22 protein-coding genes and 1 other RNA gene are annotated in these 21,559 nt (G+C 59.1%); 17 read left to right on the forward strand and 6 right to left on the reverse strand.

Annotated elements, in window-relative coordinates:
• Positions 1-185: 185 nt before the first annotated feature.
• Positions 186-1,106 carry a GlxA family transcriptional regulator gene (locus tag CAG47_RS06260; protein ID WP_177408923.1) on the reverse strand — a complete coding sequence of 307 codons (921 nt, stop codon included), beginning with the start codon at positions 1,104-1,106 and terminating at the stop codon, positions 186-188.
• A gap of 221 nt (positions 1,107-1,327) precedes the next feature.
• On the opposite strand from CAG47_RS06260, the gene CAG47_RS06265 reads away from it, so the two are divergent.
• On the forward strand, positions 1,328-2,464 hold the full coding sequence (locus tag CAG47_RS06265) for an acyl-CoA dehydrogenase family protein (protein WP_085724050.1): 1,137 nt from the start codon (positions 1,328-1,330) through the stop codon (positions 2,462-2,464).
• Positions 2,465-2,567: 103 nt separating this feature from the next.
• Here CAG47_RS06265 and CAG47_RS06270 read toward each other — a convergent pair whose 3' ends face one another.
• A complete protein-coding gene (locus CAG47_RS06270; RefSeq protein ID WP_085724051.1) occupies positions 2,568-3,608 on the reverse strand; it encodes an NADP(H)-dependent aldo-keto reductase in 1,041 nt (346 codons plus the stop codon).
• A gap of 245 nt (positions 3,609-3,853) precedes the next feature.
• Here CAG47_RS06270 and rplM point away from each other — a divergent pair, with 245 nt between their 5' ends.
• From rplM to CAG47_RS06305, 7 genes are all read left to right on the forward strand, one after another.
• On the forward strand, positions 3,854-4,282 hold the full coding sequence (gene rplM, locus CAG47_RS06275; RefSeq protein ID WP_085724052.1) for a 50S ribosomal protein L13: 429 nt from the start codon (positions 3,854-3,856) through the stop codon (positions 4,280-4,282).
• Between the two features lie 14 nt (positions 4,283-4,296).
• The gene (rpsI, locus tag CAG47_RS06280) at positions 4,297-4,689 is read left to right on the forward strand and encodes a 30S ribosomal protein S9 (RefSeq protein WP_003228056.1); all 393 of its coding nucleotides are present in this window, start codon (positions 4,297-4,299) and stop codon (positions 4,687-4,689) included.
• Between the two features lie 268 nt (positions 4,690-4,957).
• Entirely contained in the window at positions 4,958-5,551 is a 594-nt protein-coding gene (petA, locus tag CAG47_RS06285; RefSeq protein ID WP_085724053.1) for a ubiquinol-cytochrome c reductase iron-sulfur subunit, read from the forward strand.
• Positions 5,551-6,762 (forward strand): cytochrome bc complex cytochrome b subunit, encoded by a 1,212-nt coding sequence (locus CAG47_RS06290; protein WP_085724054.1) that lies wholly within the window; start codon positions 5,551-5,553, stop codon positions 6,760-6,762. The genes petA and CAG47_RS06290 overlap by 1 nt, the downstream gene beginning before the upstream one ends.
• Entirely contained in the window at positions 6,762-7,544 is a 783-nt protein-coding gene (locus CAG47_RS06295; protein WP_085724055.1) for a cytochrome c1, read from the forward strand. The genes CAG47_RS06290 and CAG47_RS06295 overlap by 1 nt, the downstream gene beginning before the upstream one ends.
• Before the next feature lie 150 nt (positions 7,545-7,694).
• Positions 7,695-8,312, forward strand: coding sequence for a glutathione S-transferase N-terminal domain-containing protein (locus tag CAG47_RS06300; protein WP_085724056.1), 618 nt, complete (start codon positions 7,695-7,697; stop codon positions 8,310-8,312).
• 16 nt (positions 8,313-8,328) lie between these two features.
• Positions 8,329-8,742, forward strand: coding sequence for a ClpXP protease specificity-enhancing factor (locus tag CAG47_RS06305; protein WP_085724057.1), 414 nt, complete (start codon positions 8,329-8,331; stop codon positions 8,740-8,742).
• A gap of 74 nt (positions 8,743-8,816) precedes the next feature.
• Here CAG47_RS06305 and CAG47_RS06310 read toward each other — a convergent pair whose 3' ends face one another.
• The 4 genes from CAG47_RS06310 to CAG47_RS06325 all read right to left on the reverse strand — a co-directional run bounded on the left by CAG47_RS06310 (position 8,817) and on the right by CAG47_RS06325 (position 12,263).
• The gene (locus tag CAG47_RS06310) at positions 8,817-9,395 is read right to left on the reverse strand and encodes a BON domain-containing protein (protein ID WP_085724058.1); all 579 of its coding nucleotides are present in this window, start codon (positions 9,393-9,395) and stop codon (positions 8,817-8,819) included.
• Entirely contained in the window at positions 9,392-9,985 is a 594-nt protein-coding gene (locus CAG47_RS06315; protein ID WP_007972584.1) for a phosphoheptose isomerase, read from the reverse strand. The genes CAG47_RS06310 and CAG47_RS06315 overlap by 4 nt, the downstream gene beginning before the upstream one ends.
• Before the next feature lie 104 nt (positions 9,986-10,089).
• Positions 10,090-10,452: a YraN family protein gene (locus CAG47_RS06320; RefSeq protein ID WP_085724059.1), complete on the reverse strand. Its 363-nt coding sequence runs from the start codon at positions 10,450-10,452 to the stop codon at positions 10,090-10,092.
• Positions 10,452-12,263: a penicillin-binding protein activator gene (locus tag CAG47_RS06325; RefSeq protein ID WP_085724060.1), complete on the reverse strand. Its 1,812-nt coding sequence runs from the start codon at positions 12,261-12,263 to the stop codon at positions 10,452-10,454. The genes CAG47_RS06320 and CAG47_RS06325 overlap by 1 nt, the downstream gene beginning before the upstream one ends.
• 177 nt (positions 12,264-12,440) lie before the next feature.
• Between CAG47_RS06325 and rsmI the strand changes: the two genes are divergently transcribed.
• From rsmI to mraY, 9 genes are all read left to right on the forward strand, one after another.
• Positions 12,441-13,346: a 16S rRNA (cytidine(1402)-2'-O)-methyltransferase gene (gene rsmI, locus CAG47_RS06330; RefSeq protein WP_177408919.1), complete on the forward strand. Its 906-nt coding sequence runs from the start codon at positions 12,441-12,443 to the stop codon at positions 13,344-13,346.
• 75 nt (positions 13,347-13,421) lie between these two features.
• Positions 13,422-13,775, forward strand: an RNA gene (gene rnpB / locus CAG47_RS06335) — RNase P RNA component class A.
• Positions 13,776-14,222: 447 nt separating this feature from the next.
• Entirely contained in the window at positions 14,223-14,678 is a 456-nt protein-coding gene (gene mraZ / locus CAG47_RS06340; RefSeq protein ID WP_007917012.1) for a division/cell wall cluster transcriptional repressor MraZ, read from the forward strand.
• Positions 14,675-15,622 carry a 16S rRNA (cytosine(1402)-N(4))-methyltransferase RsmH gene (rsmH, locus tag CAG47_RS06345; protein ID WP_085724062.1) on the forward strand — a complete coding sequence of 316 codons (948 nt, stop codon included), beginning with the start codon at positions 14,675-14,677 and terminating at the stop codon, positions 15,620-15,622. The genes mraZ and rsmH overlap by 4 nt, the downstream gene beginning before the upstream one ends.
• Positions 15,619-15,912, forward strand: a complete 294-nt coding sequence (gene ftsL, locus CAG47_RS06350) for a cell division protein FtsL (protein ID WP_085724063.1) — start codon at positions 15,619-15,621, stop codon at positions 15,910-15,912. The genes rsmH and ftsL overlap by 4 nt, the downstream gene beginning before the upstream one ends.
• A complete protein-coding gene (locus CAG47_RS06355) occupies positions 15,912-17,651 on the forward strand; it encodes a penicillin-binding protein 2 (protein ID WP_177408927.1) in 1,740 nt (579 codons plus the stop codon). The genes ftsL and CAG47_RS06355 overlap by 1 nt, the downstream gene beginning before the upstream one ends.
• Positions 17,651-19,114 carry a UDP-N-acetylmuramoyl-L-alanyl-D-glutamate--2,6-diaminopimelate ligase gene (locus CAG47_RS06360; protein ID WP_085724065.1) on the forward strand — a complete coding sequence of 488 codons (1,464 nt, stop codon included), beginning with the start codon at positions 17,651-17,653 and terminating at the stop codon, positions 19,112-19,114. The genes CAG47_RS06355 and CAG47_RS06360 overlap by 1 nt, the downstream gene beginning before the upstream one ends.
• A complete protein-coding gene (gene murF / locus CAG47_RS06365) occupies positions 19,107-20,474 on the forward strand; it encodes a UDP-N-acetylmuramoyl-tripeptide--D-alanyl-D-alanine ligase (RefSeq protein ID WP_085724066.1) in 1,368 nt (455 codons plus the stop codon). The genes CAG47_RS06360 and murF overlap by 8 nt, the downstream gene beginning before the upstream one ends.
• Positions 20,474-21,556: a phospho-N-acetylmuramoyl-pentapeptide-transferase gene (mraY, locus tag CAG47_RS06370; protein ID WP_085724067.1), complete on the forward strand. Its 1,083-nt coding sequence runs from the start codon at positions 20,474-20,476 to the stop codon at positions 21,554-21,556. The genes murF and mraY overlap by 1 nt, the downstream gene beginning before the upstream one ends.
• Positions 21,557-21,559: the final 3 nt, after the last annotated feature.

Genomic DNA, 21,559 nt, shown 5'->3' on the forward strand with positions numbered 1-21,559 from the left:
GTCAGTCAGCCGCTTCCGTTCAGGTTGTAGTCTGTTTCCGATAATCTGAACCAGATTGCCAGGGCGCCCGGAAACCCTGTAGGAGCGAGCACGCTCGCGATGGACGTCAACGATAACGTTGAATGCCTGATACCCGGCGGTGTCTGGGCTTCCATCGCGAGCATGCTCGCTCCTACAGGGAGGGGTTATGCCGCCTGCTGAAACTGCTGCCGATACTGGTTCGGCGACAGCTCCGTGTGCTGTCGGAACAGTCGTGCGAAGAAGCTCGCGTCGTCGTAACCAACCTCATAGCTGATGGTCTTGATGCTCTTGCGGCTGCCGGACAGCAAGCCCTTGGCGGTTTCGATGCGCAGGCGTTGCAGGTAGTGCAGTGGCTTGTCACCGGTGGCGGTCTGGAAGCGGCGCATGAAGTTGCGGATGCTCATGCCGTGTTCGCGGGCGACGTCTTCGAAGCGGAATTTGTCGGCGAAGTGTTCTTCGAGCCAATGCTGGATTTGCAGGATGATCACGTCCTGGTGCAGTTTCTGCCCGCCGAATCCAATTCGTCCTGGGGAATAGCTGCGCTGCACCTCATACAGAATGTCCCGGGCGACGGCCTGGGACACATTGGCGCCGCAGAAACGCTCGATCAGGTAAATGTACAGATCGCACGCCGAGGTGGTGCCGCTGGCGCAGTACAGGTTGTCGGCGTCGGTCAGGTGCTTGTCCTGATTGAGCTGCACCTGGGGGAAGCGTTCGGCGAAGGCATTGAAGAAGCGCCAATAGGTGGTCGCTTCCTTGCCATTGAGCAGCCCGGCTTCGGCCAGCCAGAACACGCCGGTGGCCTCGCCGCACAGTACGGCGCCGCGCGCATGTTGCTGGCGCAACCACGGCAGGACTTGCGGGTAACGTTTGCACAGATTGTCGAAATCGTCCCAGAACGCGGGCAGAACGATGATGTCGGCGTTTTCCAGTCCGCCATCCACGGGAATCAACACGTCGCTGAAGGTATTGACCGGTTTGCCATCGGGGCTGACCAGGCGGGTTTCGAACGCCGGTGTCAGGCCCTGGCCCAGCTGTTTGCCGTAGCGCAGGCTGGCGAGGTGGAAGAAATCCTTGGCTTGCATGAGGGTGGAAGCGAAAACCCGGTCAATGGCCAGGATGCTGACGCGCCGCAATGGCGTGGAGGCTTGGTTAGACATAATTCAACTTTATTTTTATAGGGGGAAGTGGTCACCAGACGGCTGGATCGTCTTATTTTTTGTCGGGTGTGTCCAGTGTCCTGTATTGGAGGCGAGGCATAGTCTCTAAAGGTCAACTCCTTCTAAAAACAAAGAAAAGGTGCCGCATGATCCCCAGAACCCTGTTCAGTTCCGAGCACGAACTCTTCCGTGACAGCGTGCGAACGTTCCTCGAAAAAGAGGCGGTGCCGTTCCATGGGCAATGGGAAAAACAAGGCTATATCGACCGCAAACTGTGGAACAAGGCAGGGGAGGCGGGGATGCTTTGCTCGCACTTGCCGGAAGAGCACGGTGGCCTGGGGGCGGACTTTCTCTACAGCGCGGTGGTGATCGAAGAGGTGGGCCGCCTGGGCCTGACCGGCATCGGTTTTTCCCTGCATTCGGACATCGTGGCGCCCTACATCCTGCACTACGGCAGCGAGGCGTTGAAGCAGAAGTACCTGCCAAAACTGGTGTCCGGCGAGATGGTGACCGCGATCGCCATGACCGAGCCGGGTGCCGGTTCCGATCTGCAAGGGGTGAAAACCACGGCGGTGCTCGATGGCGATGAGTACGTGATCAATGGCTCCAAGACCTTCATCACCAACGGTTACCTGGCCGATCTGGTGATCGTCGTCGCCAAGACCGATCCAAAGGCCGGTGCGAAGGGCACCAGTTTGTTTCTCGTAGAGGCCAATACGCCAGGCTTCGACAAGGGCAAGCGCCTGGAAAAGGTCGGGATGAAAGCCCAGGACACCTCGGAGCTGTTCTTCCAGGATGTGCGGGTACCCAAGGAAAACCTGCTGGGCCAGGCCGGGATGGGGTTTGCCTACCTGATGCAGGAGTTGCCTCAGGAGCGTCTCACCGTGGCCATTGGCGGGCTGGCGTCAGCCGAAGCGGCGTTGCAATGGACGCTGGATTACACCCGCGAGCGCAAGGCGTTCGGCAAGTCGATCGCGGACTTCCAGAATACCCGGTTCAAGCTGGCGGAGATGGCCACGGAAATCCAGATCGGCCGTGTCTTCGTTGACCGCTGCCTGGAACTGCACCTGCAAGGCAAGCTCGATGTACCGACGGCGGCGATGGCCAAGTACTGGGGGACCGACCTGCAATGCAAGGTGCTTGACGAGTGTGTGCAGTTGCACGGTGGTTACGGGTTCATGTGGGAATACCCGATCGCGCGGGCCTGGGCGGATGCACGGGTGCAGCGGATCTATGCCGGGACCAATGAAATCATGAAGGAGATCATTGCGCGGTCGCTTTGATTTGAGTTGGCAGGTCCGGCGTCATCGCGGGCAAGCCCGCTCCCACAGGTACGGCGTAATACTTGTGGGAGCGAGCCTGCTCGCGAAGCTTTTCAACTGTCAGTCAAGGCGCCGGGTTCGGGTGATCCTTGTGAATCGCCTCGATCCCCTCCAGCACTTCCTCCGACAGCTTCAAGTCGAAACTGGCGATGTTGCTCTCCAGTTGCTCCATCGTGGTCGCGCCAATGATGTTGCTGGTCACGAACGGCTGCTGCGTCACGAACGCCAGGGCCATTTGCGCCGGGTCCAGGCCGTGCTCGCGAGCCAGGGCCACGTACCGGCTGCAGGCAGCTTCCGATTGTGGGTTGAAGTAGCGACTGAAGCGGCTGTAGAGGCTCAGGCGGCCTTTTGGCGGGCGGGCTCCACCTTCGTATTTGCCAGACAGGAAGCCGAACGCCAGCGGCGAATAGGCGAGCAGGCCGCATTGTTCGCGGATGGCGATTTCCGCCAGGCCGATTTCAAAGCTGCGGTTGAGCAGGTTGTAGGGGTTCTGGATCGATACGGCGCGCGGCCAGCCTCGGGCTTCGGCCAGGGCCAGGAAACGCATGGTGCCCCACGGCGTCTCGTTGGACAGGCCGATGTGGCGGATCTTGCCGGCCTTGACCTGTTCGTCCAGAGCTTCGAGGGTGTCCTCCAGGGGAGTCAGGTTGGCCTCGATCTTGTGCTTGTAGCCCAGTTGTCCGAAGAAGTTGGTGCTGCGCTCCGGCCAGTGCAACTGGTACAGGTCGATGTAATCGGTCTGCAGGCGCTTGAGGCTGGCATCCACGGCTTCGGTGATGTGCTGTCGGTTGTGCCGCAGGTTCTTGTCGCGGATGTAGTCGATGGTGTTGCCGGGGCCGGCGATCTTGCTGGCCAGGATCCAGTCGGTGCGGTCGCCGCGGCTCTTGAAGTAGTTGCCTATATAGCGCTCGGTGGTGGCGTAGGTTTCGGCCTTGGGTGGCACCGGGTACATCTCGGCGGTATCGATGAAGTTGATCCCGGCACTCTTGGCCCGCTCAATCTGAGCGAAGGCGTCTGCCTCGCTGTTTTGCTCACCCCAGGTCATGGTTCCGAGGCAGAGGGCACTCACGTTCAGATTCGTACGGCCTAGCTGGCGATAGTCCATCGGGTGCTCCTTGGGCAAAACAATCATAAAAGCAGGTTGAATTATTTTTCGCAATCTGCATAATTGCGCACCTCTTTCTGCAGTGGAAGTGATGCGCCGCCGCCGAAGAATCTTGCCGTTGAACGGACGCGCCGACCCGAGCCCCCGAAAGCGTCTGTATCCGGCTGCCTTTGACTTGTCAAAGTAAGCACTATTCAGTAAGATCCGCCGTCTAAATTTACAGGCGGCCCCTGAGGCTATAAAGAATGAAAACTTTTACTGCTAAACCGGAAACAGTAAAGCGCGACTGGTTTGTCGTCGACGCTGCTGGTCAGACCCTGGGTCGTCTGGCCACCGAAGTCGCGAGCCGTCTTCGTGGCAAGCACAAGCCTGAGTACACTCCTCACGTTGACACCGGCGACTACATCGTCGTAATCAACGCCGAGCAGATCCGTGTTACCGGTGCTAAAACCACCGACAAAATGTACTACTCCCACTCCGGTTTCCCGGGCGGCATCAAGTCGATCAACTTTGAAAAGCTGATCGCCAAAGCCCCTGAGCGCGTGATCGAGACCGCGGTAAAAGGCATGCTGCCTAAGAACCCGCTGGGTCGCGACATGTACCGTAAGCTGAAAGTCTATGCGGGCGCTGCACACCCTCATACTGCTCAGCAGCCCCAAGAACTGAAGATTTAACGGAATAGTTCATTATGTCGGCGACTCAAAATTACGGCACTGGCCGTCGCAAGACCGCAACCGCACGCGTTTTCCTGCGTCCGGGTACTGGTAACATCTCCATCAACAACCGTTCGCTGGATAATTTCTTCGGCCGCGAAACTGCCCGCATGGTAGTTCGTCAGCCGCTGGAATTGACCGAGACTGTCGAGAAGTTCGACATCTACGTCACCGTGATCGGCGGTGGTGTAAGTGGTCAGGCTGGCGCAATCCGCCACGGTATCACCCGCGCTCTGATGGACTACGACGAGACTCTGCGCAGCGCCCTGCGTAAAGCCGGCTTCGTAACCCGCGATGCTCGTGAAGTTGAACGTAAGAAAGTCGGTCTGCGTAAAGCGCGTAAGCGTCCGCAGTACTCGAAGCGTTAATTCGCTTTCACGTTCAAAAAAGAACGCCCAGTTTCCTCACGGAGCTGGGCGTTTTTTTATGTCTGCGATTTATCAAAGAATTGCGCTGTGACAACTTGCCACATCCGTAGACGCCCTATACTACAAGGCTCAGGGGTGATGGGCTCCGGTAATTACCTTGTCAGGATTGGGGCTTTTCATTACCATTCGGCAAAATTTTTATAAGTACATAGATTTACTTAGTAGATGCCTGATTTAACAGGCCACAAAGCTGATGGGAGAGGACTGAATGAGCAATGACGGCGTGAATGCAGGCCGGCGTCGCTTCCTGGTGGCAGCCACATCCGTGGTGGGTGCTGCAGGAGCGGTGGGGGCTGCGGTCCCGTTCGTGGGGTCATGGTTTCCCAGTGCCAAGGCGAAAGCCGCAGGTGCACCGGTGAAAGTGAATGTCAGCAAGGTCGAGCCAGGCCAGCAGATGATTGCTGAGTGGCGCGGTCAGCCGGTGTTCATCGTCCGCCGTACACCGGAAATCCTGGGGAATCTGAAGAAGATCGAGGGCCAGCTCGCTGATCCGACCTCCAAGAACTCGACACAACCGACTTACGTTGATCCGGAAATCCGTTCGATCAAGCCCGAGGTTCTGCTGCTGATCGGTATCTGCACGCACCTTGGTTGCTCGCCGACCTTCCGTCCTGAAGTGGCGCCTGCGGATCTGGGGAAAGACTGGGTAGGCGGTTATTTCTGCCCTTGCCACGGTTCCCACTACGATCTGGCTGGCCGCGTCTACAAGGCGCAACCTGCGCCTTTGAACCTGCCAGTTCCCCCGCATTCCTATGAGACCGATGAGATCATTGTCATTGGCGTCGATACGGAGAAAGCGTGATGAGCAAGTTCATGGATTGGGTTGATGCGCGCTTTCCCGCGACCAAGATGTGGGAAGACCATCTCAGCAAGTATTACGCTCCGAAAAACTTCAACTTCTTCTACTTCTTTGGCTCCCTGGCATTGCTCGTTCTGGTCAACCAGATCGTTACCGGTGTCTGGCTGACCATGAGCTATAACCCGTCGGCGGAAGAGGCGTTTGCCTCCGTCGAATACATCATGCGCGACGTCGAGTACGGCTCGATCCTGCGTCTGCTGCACTCCACCGGCGCTTCGGCGTTCTTCATCGTGGTCTATCTGCACATGTTCCGTGGCCTGCTCTACGGTTCGTACCAGAAACCGCGTGAGCTGGTGTGGGTCTTCGGCATGCTGATCTACCTGGCGCTGATGGCCGAAGCCTTCATGGGCTACCTGTTGCCATGGGGCCAGATGTCCTACTGGGGTGCCCAGGTAATCATCTCGCTGTTCGGTGCGATTCCGGTCATCGGCAACGACCTGACCCAATGGATTCGTGGTGACTACCTGATTTCCGGCATTACCCTGAACCGCTTCTTCGCCTTGCACGTGGTTGCCCTGCCGATCGTTATCCTTGGTCTGGTGGTGTTGCACATCCTGGCGTTGCACGAAGTCGGCTCGAACAACCCGGACGGCGTGGACATCAAGAAGCACAAGGACGAAAACGGCATACCGCTGGATGGCATTGCTTTCCACCCGTACTACACCGTGAAAGATATCGTCGGCGTGGTGGTGTTCCTGTTCATCTTCTGCTCGATCGTGTTCTTCTTCCCGGAAATGGGCGGTTACTTCCTCGAAAAACCGAACTTTGAAGTGGCGAACGCCTTCAAGACCCCTGAGCACATCGCTCCGGTATGGTACTTCACCCCGTTCTACGCCATCTTGCGCGCGGTTCCGGACAAGCTCTTCGGTGTAATCGCCATGGGTGCGGCCATTGCTGTTCTGTTCGTCCTGCCATGGCTCGATCGTAGTCCGGTCAAGTCGATGCGCTACAAGGGCTGGCTGAGCAGGATCTGGCTCTGGGTGTTCTGCATTTCGTTCGTGATCCTGGGTGTGTTGGGCGTATTGGCTCCAACCCCTGAGCGTACGTTGCTGTCGCAGGTATGTACCTTCCTGTACTTCGCCTACTTCATTTTGATGCCGTTCTACACCAGGCTCGAGAAGACCAAACCGGTTCCGGAAAGGGTGACTGGCTGATGAAAAAACTATTTGCCGTATTGATGCTTGCTGCGCTGCCAGTGTTCGCTTTCGCAGCTGAACACGGTGGTCCCGAGCTGGAAAAAGTCGATATCGATGTTTCCGATAAAGCAGCCATGCAGGATGGTGCGCGTACATTCGCCAACTACTGCATGGGTTGCCACAGTGCCAAGTTCCAACGTTATGAGCGTGTTGCCGACGACCTGGGCATTCCCCATGAGTTGATGATGGAGAAGCTGGTGTTCAACGGTGCCAAGATCGGTGACCACATGAGCATCGGCATGCAGCCGGCGGACGCCAAGGCCTGGTTTGGCGCTGCGCCGCCAGACCTGACCCTGGTTGCCCGTGTTCGCGGTACTGACTGGCTCTACGGTTACCTGAAGTCGTTCTACGAAGATCCTGCGCGCCCATGGGGTGTGAACAACAAGGTCTTCCCGAACGTGGGTATGCCTAACGTCCTGGCTGGCCTGCAAGGTCGTCAGGTGGTGGGTTGCAAACAGGTTCAGATCGTCGAAAACGGCAAGAAGCAGTTTGATCCGTTGACCGGTACGCCTTTGACCCATGAAGCGTGCGATCAACTGACCATTGTGCCGAAAAGCGGTGCACTGACCGAAGAGCAGTTCGATGAGAAGGTCAAGAATCTGGTAACCTTCCTGGCTTACTCGGCTAACCCGGTTAAGCTGCAACATCAGCGCATCGGTACGTACGTATTGTTGTACCTGGCGTTCTTCTTCGTATTTGCTTACCTGCTCAAGCGCGAATACTGGAAAGACGTGCACTGATAAAGCTTCAAGCTATTGCTGTTAATCGCGCGCGCCCAAGGGCGCCTCTGAAGATGTAGCGAAACTGGTTATGCAGTCGCTGCGGGAGGCGCCCTCTGGGCGCGCTCGTTTTTCCGCGTTCGATAATTTCTACAAGCGAGGAGGATCGCCATGGGCGTGACCAATCGGTTGGCCTGTTACTCCGACCCCGCCGACCACTATTCCCACCGAGTGCGCATCGTACTGGCAGAGAAGGGTGTCAGCGCCGAGATCATTTACGTGGAAGCTGGAAGCCAGCCACCTAAACTGATTGAGGTGAACCCTTACGGCAGCTTGCCCACCCTGGTCGATCGCGACCTGGCGTTGTGGGAGTCGACTGTGGTGATGGAATATCTGGATGAGCGTTACCCGCACCCGCCGCTACTGCCGGTTTATCCCGTGGCGCGTGCCAACAGTCGCCTGCTGATGCACCGCATTCAGCGAGACTGGTGTGGTCTGGTGGATCTGATTCTGGATTCTCGGACCAAGGAGGCGGCCCGTGCCGTGGCTCGCAAAGAGTTGCGCGAAAGCCTGACGGGCGTGTCGCCGCTGTTCGCCGATAAACCGTTTTTCCTCAGTGAGGAACAAAGTCTGGTGGACTGCTGCCTATTGCCAATACTCTGGCGATTGCCGATTCTGGGTATAGAACTGCCGCGGCAGGCCAAGCCGCTGCTTGATTATATGGAGCGCCAGTTTGCGCGAGAGACTTTCCAGGCGAGCTTGTCTGGTGTTGAACGCGACATGCGCTAAGGCTTAAGGAGCCGCTATGAACTCCAGTCGACCTTATCTGGTCCGCGCGCTCTATGAGTGGATTGTGGACAACGATTGCACCCCACACATGCTGGTCAATTCCGAGTACCCGTCGGTACAGGTGCCGCAGGGGTTTGCCAGTGACGGGCAGATCGTCCTGAACGTATCGCCACAAGCTGTGCGTCACTTGCACATGGATAACGAGGCGGTCAGTTTCGAAGGGCGCTTCGGTGGCGTACCGCACACCTTGTACGTGCCTATTGCATCAATCCTGGGTATCTACGCCCGGGAGAATGGTCAGGGCATGGTGTTCGATCTGGAATCGCCATTGGACGAGGACGATGATATCGAGCCGGATGACGATCTTCCGCCGCCGGACAGTGAGCCACCGCGTCCCAGCGGTCGTCCGAGTTTGAAGGTGGTGAAATAAAAAAAGGGTGATCCGCAAGGATCACCCTTTTTTTTCGCCATCTTCAAACGATGTAGGAGCGAGCCTGCTCGCGATCAGTCGATGTACTCGAACAGTTTCACAATCTTCTGTACGCCGGAAACGCCTTGCACCAGGTTGGTCGCCTGCGCCGCTTCCTGTTTGGTCACCAGGCCCAGCATGTAGACAATGCCGTTTTCAGTGACGACCTTGATGCGTGAACCGGGGATGTTCGCGTCGGCGAGCATCTGGGTCTTGATCTTGGTGGTCAGCCAGGTGTCGTTCTGGCGTGCCAGCAGGGAAGAGGGCGGCAGGATTTGCAGTTCGTTGTGCACCTGCTTCACGCGCTGGACAGCGGCAGCGGCCTGTTCGGCCTTGGCCTTGAGGTCTGCGCGTGGCGTTTGCCCGGCGAGCAGCACGACACCGTTGAAGCTGGTGACGACGATGTGCGAGTCCTTGTCCAGGGCCGGGTCGGCCTTGGCGACGTTCACGCCAACCTTGGTGTCGATCAGGGAGTCGTCGATCTTGCTGCCCAGTGTGCGAGTGCCGCGGTCATCTTCAATCGGTGCCTCACGGCTGGCAGTCACCAGCGAGGTGCAGCCGCTGATGCCGAGGCACAGGGTCAAGGCCAGTAGGCCAAGGCGATTAGGGGTCATTCTTCACTCCCGAACAATTGGCTGTCGATCAAGTCGCAAAGGCAATGGATCGCCAGCAGGTGGACTTCTTGAATACGAGCGGTGACGTTGGCCGGTACGCGAATCTCGACGTCTTCGGGCAAAAGCAGCGACGCCATGCCGCCGCCGTCACGTCCCGTCAATGCTACGACAATCATTTCGCGATCATGTGCGGCCTGGATCGCTTGAATTATGTTGGCCGAGTTGCCGCTGGTGGAGATAGCCAGCAACACGTCGCCCGGTTGGCCGAGTGCACGGATCTGTTTGGAGAAGATTTCGTTGTAGCTGTAGTCGTTGGCGATCGAGGTGATCGTCGAGCTGTCGGTCGTCAGAGCGATGGCTGGCAGGCTCGGGCGCTCGCGCTCAAAGCGGTTGAGCAGCTCGGACGAGAAGTGCTGGGCGTCGCCTGCAGAGCCGCCATTGCCACAGGAAAGCATTTTGCCTTCGTTGAGCAGGGCGTTGACCATGACCTGGCTGGCTTGCTCGATGTGCGGTGCAAGTACTTCCATCGCCTGTTGCTTGGTGTCGATACTGGCCTGAAAAAGCTGGCGAATTCGCGATTGCATGTCCATCTGTGTGACCTTAAGTAGCGCGGCTGTTCGGCACGTGAATGTGCAGCCCGCAAAGCAAAGAGCAAAAGTGTTGGGTGATAGTGTCCGGTTCGCAATGCTGGCGATCAGCCGTCGAAGGCATTCTGTAGCCAGTTCATCTGATCGAGATTGCTGTCGATGGCAATCACGTCGAAGCGGCAAGGGGAATTGGCCCAGCGCGACTCGCACTGAAGAAAATATTGCGCGGCGAAAATCAGTTTCTGCCGTTTGCGCTCATCGATGCTATCGAGCGCGCCACCCCATTGAGTGTTTTTTCGGTAGCGGACTTCAACGAATACTACTGTATCGCCATCTAGCATGACCAGATCAAGCTCGCCGCGTTTACACAACCAGTTCTGCGCCAGCAGGCGCAGACCCTGTTGTTGAAGGTGCTCGAGCGCATGGCGCTCGGCATCCTTTCCGCTTTGCTGGCGTGACCTGTCAGGCATCAGCGAGGGGTGTCCGGCAGGCGTTGAACCTGGCCGTTGCTGAATTCGGCCCATGGCAACTGACGCACGACTCGCTGGGTCTGAGTCATGCCAAGGCTGCCCGATTCACCGTCGATGCGGCTGTCCGGCAGGGACTTGAGCTGGCCCAGGCGTGGCGCCAGACGATAGGCGTCCACGCCCATGGCGTACAAGCGCCCAAGGCTGCCGGCGGCTTGTGGCCACTGGGCAGTGACCTGGCGGCGCAGAGGGTCGCTGGTGTCCAGCAACCATGGCGTCTCGCAGAAGCGGATGCCGTTCATGTCGTTGTATTGGTTGACGTCACCGCTGGCGCTGAACACGTGGGAGGTGGCGTAGACCGGTACATCGCCCGCGTACTGGAAGTTCAGGGTCGGTTTGATCTGTTGGGCCTGTTGCGGCGTTGCGGCAAGGAAGATGAATTCGATGTCCTGGCGGCGCGATGGCTGGGCGGCTACTTGTGAGCCGACAGTGCTTTGCAGGCTCTTGGCGCGACCTTCGCTCTGGCGCAGTTGGAACATGTCGGCAATCTGCTGGGCCAACTGGACCGGTTGATCGACGCGTTCGGTGGCAACGATGGTGCCGCCATTGGCTTGCCAGTCCTGGCTGAATGCCCTGAGCACGCGGTCGCCCCATTCGCCTTTCGGCACCATGATGGCGGCGCGATGCAGGCCGTCGGCACGAGCGCGACGCGATACTTCGCGGGCTTCGTCTTCAGCGGCCAAACCGAACTGGAACAACTGCGCCGGGCCTTGATCGCCCTCGCTGTAGTTCAGTGCCAGGGTGGTGATCGGCAATTGCGGGCGAGTGCTCAGCTGCTTGACCAGCGGCTTCTCCAGCGGACCGACAACCAGTTGCACGCCATCGGCCTGGGCCTTGCGGTAGAACTCGTCCATGGAAGTCAGGCGCGAGCTGTCATAGAACTCGATGGCGGGTGGTTTCTGCCCGGCCTGTTGTGCCTGGTAGTGGGCGGCCATGAAACCGTCGCGCAGCGCTTTGCCCACCGAGGCCAGTTGGCCGTCCTGAGGCAGCAGCAGGGCGATTTTGCCCAGGGGCTGACTGGCCAGCTCCTTGAGTTGGGTCAGCGGCTGCGGTAGCTGAACGGCTGCCGGATGTTTCGGATGCTGTGCGCGCCAGTTGTCGATGGCGGCCTGTTGCTGCTCCAGGGTCCCGGCGGATTTCACCGCCAGTGCCAGGGCCATCCAGCCGCCGAGATCGTCGGTGTTGTTCGGCTGCAACTGCTCGGTCGGCAGCGAAGCGATCAGGGTCCAGATGGCTTCGTGGTTTTTGCTCGCGGCTTCGCCCTTGAGCATCGGGGCGATGAAAATGCGCTCGCGAGCGGCGGCAAGGGTCTGGCCGTCTGCTTCAAGGGCGCGGGCGTGAACAGTGCCGGTACGAACCTGTTGTTCGACGGGCAGCTCGCTCAAGCGTTGCATGCTTGGATGGCTCAAGGCGGTCAGCGCAGCTTTGGGCTGGTTGCGGGTCATGGCCAGTTCAGCCGCCAGCGTGCTGGCGAAAACCTGTTGGCCCGGCTTGAGCTGTTCGACTGGCACCTGTTGCAGGATTTGCGCGGATTGGCTGGCATTGCCCTGGTGATAGGCCAGGTCGGCAGCGCTCAAGCGCAGCAGCGCGGCATCTTCCGGTGATTTGCTTTGGGCGGCCTTCTCAAGCAGTTGCTCGATACTGGCGTCCGGTGTCCGTGGAAGCTCGCCAAGGCTGGAGGAGGGCGAGCTGGCGCAAGCCGCCAGCAAGGCAGCGAGGCAGAGGGCAGATAACAGCCGCAGGCAAGCGATCATGTAAGCGTTCCTGATACTCGATCAAATTAGCGGGGAATTGTACCCAAGCACTGGCCGGGGCGCGATGTTAGTGGCGTGAATCGATCAATTTAGCTGGTGTAAATGTTGCGCTGGCGCACAAACGCTCACCGATGGCAGGTTTTCCTGTGCCTATCGTGAGTCTCGCTACGCGCTACAATGGCGACTTTTACCGATCATGAGGTGTGCGCTTTGACTGCTCCAGGTGCTTTGAATTCAGCTGCTGGCTCGCTTTATGTGGTGGCGACGCCCATCGGCAACCTGGATGACATCAGTGCGCGGGCGCTGAAGATTCTGCGTGAGGTGGCCTTGATCGCAGCGGAGGATACCCGCCATTCCCAGCGTTTGATGCAGCACTTCGGCATTTCGACGCCATTGGCGGCCTGTCATGAGCACAACGAGCGGGACGAAGGTAGTCGCTTTATCACGCGTCTGCTTGCCGGTGACAACGTGGCGCTGATCTCCGATGCCGGGACGCCGCTGATTTCCGATCCGGGTTATCACCTGGTGCGCCAGGCCCGGGCGGCAGGCATCAATGTAGTGCCGGTTCCTGGAGCCTGCGCATTGATTGCGGCTTTGTCGGCGGCGGGGCTGCCTTCCGATCGTTTCATTTTCGAAGGCTTTTTGCCGGCCAAGGCTGTGGGGCGGCGAGCGCGTCTCGAGCAGGTAAAGGAAGAGCCTCGTACATTGATCTTCTATGAGGCTCCGCATCGCATCCTTGAGTGCCTGCAGGACATGGAGTTGGTGTTCGGCCCCGAGCGCCCGGCATTGCTTGCCCGTGAGCTGACCAAAACGTTTGAAACCCTCAAGGGATTGCCGCTGGCAGAGCTTCGCGAGTTTGTCGAGTCGGATGGAAATCAGCAGCGCGGCGAGTGCGTGGTGTTGGTGGCAGGCTGGTCTGCCCCCGAGGAAGAGGGCGCCGTCAGCAGCGAGGCGATGCGCATTCTCAACCTGCTGCTCGAAGAAATGCCGCTCAAGCGTGCGGCGGCTTTGGCAGCGCAAATTACCGGCGAGCGAAAGAATGTGCTGTATCAGATCGCGCTGGATAGACAGAAGGGTGAGTGAAACCCGACGCACAGGCGTGCTCAAAGGCGCTTGGCCCTTGTTCTTCGGGCGCTCTGCCGGTAACCTTCGCGGCGGAGAGTCGATCGGACAGTCGCTGCCCTCTATGAAAATTAGGGGGGGGAGGAAAGTCCGGGCTCCATAGGGCGAAGTGCCAGGTAATGCCTGGGAGGCGTGAGCCTACGGAAAGTGCCACAGAAAATAACCGCCTAAGCGCTTCGGCGCCGGTAAGGGTGAAAAGGTGCGGTAAGAGCGCACCGCACGTCTGGCAACAGTTCGTGGCTAGGTAAACCCCACTTGGAGCAAGACCAAATAGGGTCCCAAGGCGTGGCCCGCGCTGGGACCGGGTAGGTTGCTAAAGATGTCCAGTGATGGCCATCGTAGACGAATGACTGTTCAAGACAGAACCCGGCTTACAGATCGACTCTCCACCTTTTTCACTCCTCTGCTTAAATCAGTGAGCAGAGTGTTGGTGATAGCGGTTTCCCTCCTTTCGAAGTCGCAAGGAGGCGCGGTTGGGTGGTAGCTGGTAGCCCATGGTTGTGGGGCTCGTATAAACTCGACGCAGTAACAATTTCCCTCCTTACACAATCGTCAGCAGAACCTCTTTTGTAATACCGAAAAAATCTTACTCTTAATAAATCACTTTAACTTCCGAGCGCAGCCTCCTGTGCTGGTTCAAGTTGTTGGACAGTTTCATCTGCCGGATTCTCGTTGCCCCTCCGTTAATGCTCCTAAATCTCAGTTCTGTAAGGGTTTTCCTTTAATCCGCGCCTTGACGGTGTGGTGGGCGCATTCCTATAGTGTGCGTAAGTGGCGGAAAGTGGCATGAAGTGGGTTTTTTGAGCTCAAAACGCTAGAATTTGGAGAAACGCTGACGTGTTTCGCGGAGCCAACGCTATCAGTCTCGATGCAAAGGGCCGTCTCGCCATGCCGAGCCGGTACCGTGACGAGCTCGATTCGCGGAGTTCCGGTCAATTGATCGTAACAATTGATGCCGTTGATCCTTGTTTGTGTGTTTACCCCCTCGATGAGTGGGAAATTATTGAAACCAAACTGCGCGCACTGCCTTCGCTTCGCGAAGAGAACCGCCGCCTGCAACGTTTACTGATTGGTAATGCCGTCGACCTCGAGCTCGACGGCAGTGGTCGTTTTCTGGTTCCGCCGCGTCTTCGTGAATATGCCAAGTTGGATAAGCGCGCGATGTTGGTAGGCCAACTGAACAAGTTCCAATTGTGGGACGAGGATGCCTGGAACGCGGTTTCTGCCGCCGACCTGGCTGCTATTCAACAACCGGGCGCGATGCCTGACGAACTGCGTGATTTGATCCTGTGACTATTGATAGCGGCTTTAACCACATCACCGTACTGCTTGACGAGGCCGTCGAGGCTCTCGCTGTACGTCCTGATGGCTGCTATCTGGACGGCACGTTCGGACGCGGTGGGCACAGCCGGTTGATCCTCAGCCAGCTCGGTCCCGATGGTCGGTTGCTCGGCTTCGATAAAGACCCACAAGCGATTGCCACAGGGCAGACGCTAGCGGCCGAAGACGGCCGCTTTGTCGTTGTGCAGCGCAGCTTTGCCGAGCTCGGTGCCGAAGTGGTCGAACGCGGCATGAGCGGCAAGGTCAGCGGTGTGTTGCTCGACCTGGGCGTGTCTTCGCCGCAGCTCGACGACCCAGAGCGCGGTTTCAGTTTCCTCAACGACGGTCCGCTGGACATGCGCATGGATCCATCCCGTGGCATCAGCGCTGCCGAATTCGTCAACACCGCGCCCGTGGAAGAAATCGCTCGGGTGTTCAAGGAATATGGCGAAGAGCGTTTCTCCGGTCGCATGGCCCGTGCAGTGGTCGAGCGTCGCGACATCAAGCCATTCGAACGCACCGGTGACCTGGCAGAAGTCTTGAAAGTTGCCAACCCGGCGTGGGAAAAGGGCAAGAACCCGGCAACCCGTGCATTCCAGGGCTTGCGTATCCACGTCAACAACGAACTGGGTGATCTGGAAACCGGCCTCGAAGCCGCGCTGGATTGCCTGGAAGTGGGCGGTCGCCTGGTGGTGATCAGCTTCCATTCGCTGGAAGACCGCATCGTCAAGCTGTTCATGCGCAGGCTGGTGAAAGGCGAAGCCGACAACCTGCCGCGTAACCTGCCGGTTCGGCACGTCGCCTTCGAACCTAAAATCAAAATCCATGGCAAAGCGCAGACGGCCTCCGACGCCGAACTCAAAGCCAACCCGCGTTCCCGTAGTGCTGTCATGCGTGTGGCGGAGAAGCTGCGGTGAGCAGGCTTTTCGCCAAGCCATTGCCCGGCGGCAGCTTCTTCATGCTGCTGCTGTTTGTGGGCGTGCTCGTGTCGGCCATTGGCGTGTCTTACAGCGCCCACTGGAACCGCCAGTTGCTGAACACGCTTTACAACGAATTGAGCGTGCGCGACAAGGCGCAAGCCGAGTGGGGCCGGTTGATTCTGGAGCAAAGCACCTGGACCGCCCACAGCCGTATCGAGGTGCTGGCCACCGAACAACTGAAAATGCACATCCCTGGTGCCGCTGACGTGAAGATGGTGGCGCCATGATGAAACTCGAAGGCGCACTCTTCCCTTGGCGGTTCCGCGTGGTGCTGGGTTTGCTTGGCGTCATGGTGGCCGCGATCTGCTGGCGCATCATCGACCTGCAAGTGGTCGACCGTGACTTCCTGAAAGGTCAGGGCGATGCGCGCAGTGTTCGACATATTCCGATTCCTGCGCACCGAGGTCTGATCACCGACCGTAACGGCGAGCCTTTGGCCGTCAGTACCCCGGTGACCACGCTGTGGGCCAACGCCAAGGAAATGCAGCTGGAAAAAGACAAGTGGCCGGCACTGGCAGCCGCCCTGGGGCAGGATCCAAAAGCCCTGGCCGAACGTCTTGAGGCGCAGGCCAACAAAGAATTCATTTACCTGGTGCGCGGACTGACGCCTGAGCAGGGGCAAGCGGTGCTCGACCTGAAGGTCCCGGGGGTCTACGGCATTGAAGAGTTCCGGCGTTTTTATCCTGCCGGTGAAGTCACCGCCCATATGGTCGGTTTTACCGACATCGACGATCACGGGCGGGAAGGCGTCGAACTGGCTTACGATGAATGGCTGGCCGGTGTCCCTGGCAAGCGTCAGGTGATCAAGGACCGGCGCGGCCGGCTGATCAAGGATGTCCAGGTCACCAAAAACGCCAAGGCCGGCAAGCCCTTGGCGTTGTCCATTGACCTGCGCCTGCAATACCTGGCCAACCGCGAGCTGCGTAACGCGATCATCGAGAACGGCGCCAAGGCAGGCAGCCTGGTGATCATGGACGTGAAGACCGGCGAGATTCTCGCGATGGTCAACCAGCCGACCTACAACCCGAATAACCGTCGCAACCTGCAACCGGCGATGATGCGTAACCGCGCGATGATCGATGTGTTCGAACCGGGCTCGACCATGAAAGCGATCTCGATGAGCGCTGCCATAGAAACCGGTCGCTGGAAGCCGAGCGATACCGTCGAGGTGTATCCAGGCTCCTTGCAGATTGGCAAATACACCATCAAGGACGTATCGAAGACCGAAGGCCCGGTTCTCGACCTGACCGGCATCCTGATCAATTCCAGTAACGTCGGCATGAGTAAGGTCGCCTTCGATATCGGCGGCGAAACCATTTTCCGTCTGGCGCAGAAGATCGGCCTCGGCCAGGACACCGGCCTGGGCTTCCCGGGCGAGCGCGTCGGCAACCTGCCGAACTACCGCGAATGGCGCAAGGCGGAAACCGCCACGCTGTCCTACGGCTACGGTATCTCCGTGACTGCGATCCAGTTGGTCCACGCCTTTTCGGCCCTGGCCAATAACGGTCGTCTCGCGCCGCTGACCCTGATCAAGACTGACAAGGCACCGCAAACCACACAGGTGTTGCCGGAGGCGGTCGCGAAAACCATGCAAGGCATGCTGCAACAAGTGATCGAGGCCCCGCGCGGTGTATTCCGTGCGCAGGTGCCGGCGTATCACGTGGGCGGCAAGTCGGGTACTGCGCGTAAAACTTCGGTTGGCACCAAGGGTTACGCCGAGAACTCCTACCGTTCGCTGTTCGCCGGATTCGGCCCGATGAGCGATCCGCGTTACGCCATAGTGGTCGTCATCGACGAGCCGACCAAGGCCGGTTACTTCGGTGGCCTGGTTTCCGCGCCGGTATTCAGTCGCGTGATGTCGGGCACCCTGCGCCTGATGAACATTACGCCGGACAACCTGCCACCTACTCAACAAGCGAACGCAACACCGGTCGTTCCGCTGAAAGCCAATGGAGGGCGCGGCTGATGTCTCTGAGCCTGAACAAGATTTTCCCTCACGCCGGCCACGATCTGCTGATTCGCGAACTCGCCCTGGACAGCCGCAATGTACGTGCGGGCGATCTGTTCCTCGCGGTACCGGGCGGTAAGTTCGATGGTCGTGCGCACATTGCCGACGCCTTGCAGCGCGGTGCTGCTGCGGTGGCCTATGAAGTCGAAGGCGTTACGGTCCTGCCGATTACCGAGGTGCCGCTGATTCCGGTGAAGGGGCTGGCAGCCCAATTGTCGGACATCGCCGGGCGTTTTTATGGCGAGCCGAGCCATCACCTGAACCTGGTGGGCGTGACCGGTACCAACGGCAAGACCAGTGTGACCCAGTTGGTCGCCCAGGCGCTGGACCTGCTCGGCCAGCACTGTGGCCTGGTCGGTACGCTCGGTTCCGGTTTCTACGGCGCGCTGGAAAGCGGCCTGCACACCACGCCCAATCCGATTGCCATGCAAGCGACCCTGGCAGACCTGAAAAAGGCCGGGGCCAAAGCCGTGGCGATGGAAGTGTCTTCCCATGGTCTGGACCAGGGCCGTGTGACGGCATTGGCCTTCGATGTGGCGGTGATGACCAACCTGTCCCGCGATCACCTGGATTACCACGGCACCATGCAGGCTTACGGCGAAGCCAAGGCCAGGCTGTTTTCCTGGAATGATTTGAAATGCCGCGTGGTCAACCTTGACGACGAATTTGGTCGGCAACTGGCCGCCGACAAGCGTGAGTCGCGCCTGATCACCTACAGCCTGCTCGACAGCAGCGCTTACCTTTATTGCCGCGAAGCGCACTTCAACGACGAAGGCGTGCGCGCCACGTTGGTTACACCCCACGGCGAGCACCATTTGCGCAGCGCCTTGCTGGGTCGCTTCAACCTGAGCAACGTGTTGGCCGCTGTTGGCGCCTTGCTCGGTATGGACTACGCGCTCGACGAAATCCTCCAGGTGCTGCCGAAACTCGAAGGCCCGGCCGGTCGGATGCAGCGCCTCGGCGGCGGTACTCAGCCGCTGGTGGTGGTCGATTACGCCCACACCCCGGATGCCCTGGAAAAAGTCCTCACCGCGTTGCGTCCGCACGTCAAGGGTCAACTGCTGTGCCTGTTCGGCTGTGGCGGCGACCGTGATCGCGGCAAGCGTCCACTGATGGCGGAAGTGGTAGAGCGTCTGGCCGACGGCGTACTGGTCACCGACGACAACCCGCGTACCGAAGATCCTCAAGTGATTTTCGATGACATCCGCGCCGGTTTCACGGCTGTGGACAAAGTCGCTTTCGTGGCGGGTCGTGGCAAGGCGATTGCCCAATTGATTGCTGAAGCTTCGGCGGATGACGTGATCGTTCTTGCGGGCAAGGGCCACGAGGACTATCAGGAAATCAACGGCGTACGCCATGCCTTCTCCGATCTGGTCGAGGCCGATCATGCCCTGACCGCCTGGGAGGTGGCCCATGCTTGAGGCACTGAAACTGAGTGAGCTGACCAGCGTGCTCAATGGCCGTTTGATCGGTACGGATGCCAGCTTCGACGGTGTCAGCATCGACAGTCGTGCGATCAAGCCGGGCCAGCTGTTTATTGCATTGGCCGGTCCGCGCTTCGATGGCCATGACTATCTGAACGATGTGGCGGCCAAAGGCGCCGTGGCGGCACTGGTCGAGCGCGAAGTCGCCGATAGCACCTTGCCGCAACTGCTGGTCAACGATACCCGCCAGGCCCTCGGCCAGTTGGGTGCGTTGAACCGTAAGGCTTTCACGCATCAGGTCGCGGCCGTGACCGGCTCCAGCGGCAAAACCACGGTCAAGGAAATGCTTGCGAGCATCCTGCGCACGCGCGGCACGGTGCTGGCGACCCGTGGCAACCTGAACAATGACCTCGGCGTTCCTCTGACCCTGCTCGAGCTGGCGCCGGAACACACTGCGGCAGTCATTGAACTGGGTGCTTCGCGCCTGGGTGAAATTGCCTACACGGTCGGCCTGACCAGGCCGCATGTGGCCATTCTCAACAACGCCGGGACCGCCCACGTCGGCGAGTTCGGCGGGCCGGAAAAAATCGTCGAAGCCAAAGGCGAGATCATTGAAGGGCTGGATGCCGATGGCGTCGCCGTTCTGAATCTCGACGACAAAGCGTTCGCTATCTGGAAGGCGCGCGCCGGTAATCGCAAGGTGCTGACGTTTGCATTAAGCAACACCAGCGCTGACTTCCATGCCAGTGACCTGGCTACCGACGCTCGCGGTTGCCCCGCGTTCAACCTGCACGGTCCAGAAGGTGTGGAGCGCGTTCAACTGAATCTGCTCGGTACTCACAACGTCGCCAATGCCATGGCCGCAGCCGCAGCCGCCCATGCCTTGGGTGTGTCGCTGTTCGGTATCGCCACCGGCCTTGGCGCGGTGCAACCGGTCAAGGGTCGCACTGTCGCGCAACTGGCCAGCAACGGCATGCGCGTGATCGATGACACTTACAACGCCAACCCCACCTCCATGTGCGCTGCCGTTGATATACTGGCCGGCTTTTCCGGTCGCACCGTCCTGGTGCTCGGGGATATCGGCGAGTTGGGCGAATGGGCGGAGCAGGGGCACCGCGACGTGGGCGAGTACGCCCGTGGCAAGGTTTCTGCGCTGTACGCCGTCGGGCCAATGATGGCTCACGCCGTGAACGCATTCGGTCCGCAGGCTTTTCACTTCGGCACGCAGGCTGAATTGATCAAGGCCCTGGGCGCTGAGCAAGACACAAACACCACCATTTTGATCAAGGGCTCGCGCAGCGCTGCGATGGAAAACGTCGTTGCCGCCTTGTGCGGATCCAGTCTGGAGAAACATTAATGCTGCTGCTGCTAGCGGAGTATCTGCAACAGTTCTACAAAGGCTTTGCGGTCTTCCAGTACCTGACCCTGCGCGGGATTCTCGGTGTACTGACCGCGCTGGTCTTGTCGCTGTGCTATGGCCCGTGGATGATCCGTACCCTGCAGAACCGTCAGATCGGCCAGGCCGTTCGCAACGATGGTCCGCAATCGCACCTGTCCAAGTCCGGCACCCCGACCATGGGTGGTGCGCTGATTCTTTCGTCCATCGGCGTCAGTACGCTGCTGTGGGCTGACCTGACCAACCGCTACGTCTGGGTCGTCCTGCTGGTGACCCTGCTGTTCGGCGCTATCGGCTGGGTCGACGACTACCGCAAGGTCATAGAGAAGAACTCCCGCGGCCTGCCAAGCCGCTGGAAATATTTCTGGCAGTCGGTCTTCGGCCTGGGCGCGGCGATCTTCCTGTACATGACTGCCGCCACTCCGGTGGAAACCACGCTGATCCTGCCGATGCTCAAGGACTACAGCATTCCTCTGGGTGCCGGCTTCGTTGTCCTGACCTATTTCGTGATTGTCGGTTCGAGCAACGCGGTCAACCTGACCGATGGCCTCGATGGCCTGGCGATTATGCCAACGGTGATGGTGGGCGGCGGCCTGGGTATTTTCTGCTACCTGTCGGGTAACGTGAAATTCGCCGAATACCTGCTGATTCCTTATGTGCCGGGCGCGGGCGAGTTGATCGTGTTCTGTGGCGCGCTGATCGGCGCAGGCCTGGGCTTCCTCTGGTTCAACACCTATCCGGCACAAGTCTTCATGGGTGACGTCGGTGCACTGGCGCTGGGCGCGGCCCTGGGCACCATCGCAGTGATCGTCCGTCAGGAAATCGTCCTGTTCATCATGGGGGGCGTGTTCGTGATGGAAACCCTGTCGGTGGTCATTCAGGTCGCCTCTTTCAAACTGACCGGTCGCCGCGTGTTCCGCATGGCACCGATTCACCACCACTTTGAACTCAAGGGCTGGCCCGAGCCGCGCGTGATCGTCCGTTTCTGGATCATCACCGTGATTCTCGTGCTGATCGGCCTTGCCACGCTGAAGCTGAGGTAGAAA

The sequence above is a fragment of the Pseudomonas sp. R37(2017) genome, from assembly GCF_002113375.1.
GTDB lineage: Bacteria > Pseudomonadota > Gammaproteobacteria > Pseudomonadales > Pseudomonadaceae > Aquipseudomonas.

What these genes read in the sequence shown, in the direction of transcription:
- CAG47_RS06305 (WP_085724057.1), top strand. Translation starts at nt 8,329, where the DNA reads ATGAACTCCAGTCGACCTTATCTGGTCCGCGCGCTCTATGAGTGGATT.
- CAG47_RS06315 (WP_007972584.1), bottom strand. Translation starts at nt 9,985, where the DNA reads ATGGACATGCAATCGCGAATTCGCCAGCTTTTTCAGGCCAGTATCGAC.
- rsmI (WP_177408919.1), top strand. Translation starts at nt 12,441, where the DNA reads ATGGCGACTTTTACCGATCATGAGGTGTGCGCTTTGACTGCTCCAGGT.
- rpsI (WP_003228056.1), top strand. Translation starts at nt 4,297, where the DNA reads ATGTCGGCGACTCAAAATTACGGCACTGGCCGTCGCAAGACCGCAACC.
- CAG47_RS06320 (WP_085724059.1), bottom strand. Translation starts at nt 10,452, where the DNA reads ATGCCTGACAGGTCACGCCAGCAAAGCGGAAAGGATGCCGAGCGCCAT.
- CAG47_RS06300 (WP_085724056.1), top strand. Translation starts at nt 7,695, where the DNA reads ATGGGCGTGACCAATCGGTTGGCCTGTTACTCCGACCCCGCCGACCAC.
- CAG47_RS06270 (WP_085724051.1), bottom strand. Translation starts at nt 3,608, where the DNA reads ATGGACTATCGCCAGCTAGGCCGTACGAATCTGAACGTGAGTGCCCTC.
- CAG47_RS06295 (WP_085724055.1), top strand. Translation starts at nt 6,762, where the DNA reads ATGAAAAAACTATTTGCCGTATTGATGCTTGCTGCGCTGCCAGTGTTC.
- CAG47_RS06310 (WP_085724058.1), bottom strand. Translation starts at nt 9,395, where the DNA reads ATGACCCCTAATCGCCTTGGCCTACTGGCCTTGACCCTGTGCCTCGGC.
- CAG47_RS06290 (WP_085724054.1), top strand. Translation starts at nt 5,551, where the DNA reads ATGAGCAAGTTCATGGATTGGGTTGATGCGCGCTTTCCCGCGACCAAG.
- CAG47_RS06360 (WP_085724065.1), top strand. Translation starts at nt 17,651, where the DNA reads ATGTCTCTGAGCCTGAACAAGATTTTCCCTCACGCCGGCCACGATCTG.
- CAG47_RS06265 (WP_085724050.1), top strand. Translation starts at nt 1,328, where the DNA reads ATGATCCCCAGAACCCTGTTCAGTTCCGAGCACGAACTCTTCCGTGAC.
- mraY (WP_085724067.1), top strand. Translation starts at nt 20,474, where the DNA reads ATGCTGCTGCTGCTAGCGGAGTATCTGCAACAGTTCTACAAAGGCTTT.
- petA (WP_085724053.1), top strand. Translation starts at nt 4,958, where the DNA reads ATGAGCAATGACGGCGTGAATGCAGGCCGGCGTCGCTTCCTGGTGGCA.
- CAG47_RS06355 (WP_177408927.1), top strand. Translation starts at nt 15,912, where the DNA reads ATGAAACTCGAAGGCGCACTCTTCCCTTGGCGGTTCCGCGTGGTGCTG.
- murF (WP_085724066.1), top strand. Translation starts at nt 19,107, where the DNA reads ATGCTTGAGGCACTGAAACTGAGTGAGCTGACCAGCGTGCTCAATGGC.
- CAG47_RS06260 (WP_177408923.1), bottom strand. Translation starts at nt 1,106, where the DNA reads ATGCAAGCCAAGGATTTCTTCCACCTCGCCAGCCTGCGCTACGGCAAA.
- CAG47_RS06325 (WP_085724060.1), bottom strand. Translation starts at nt 12,263, where the DNA reads ATGATCGCTTGCCTGCGGCTGTTATCTGCCCTCTGCCTCGCTGCCTTG.
- rplM (WP_085724052.1), top strand. Translation starts at nt 3,854, where the DNA reads ATGAAAACTTTTACTGCTAAACCGGAAACAGTAAAGCGCGACTGGTTT.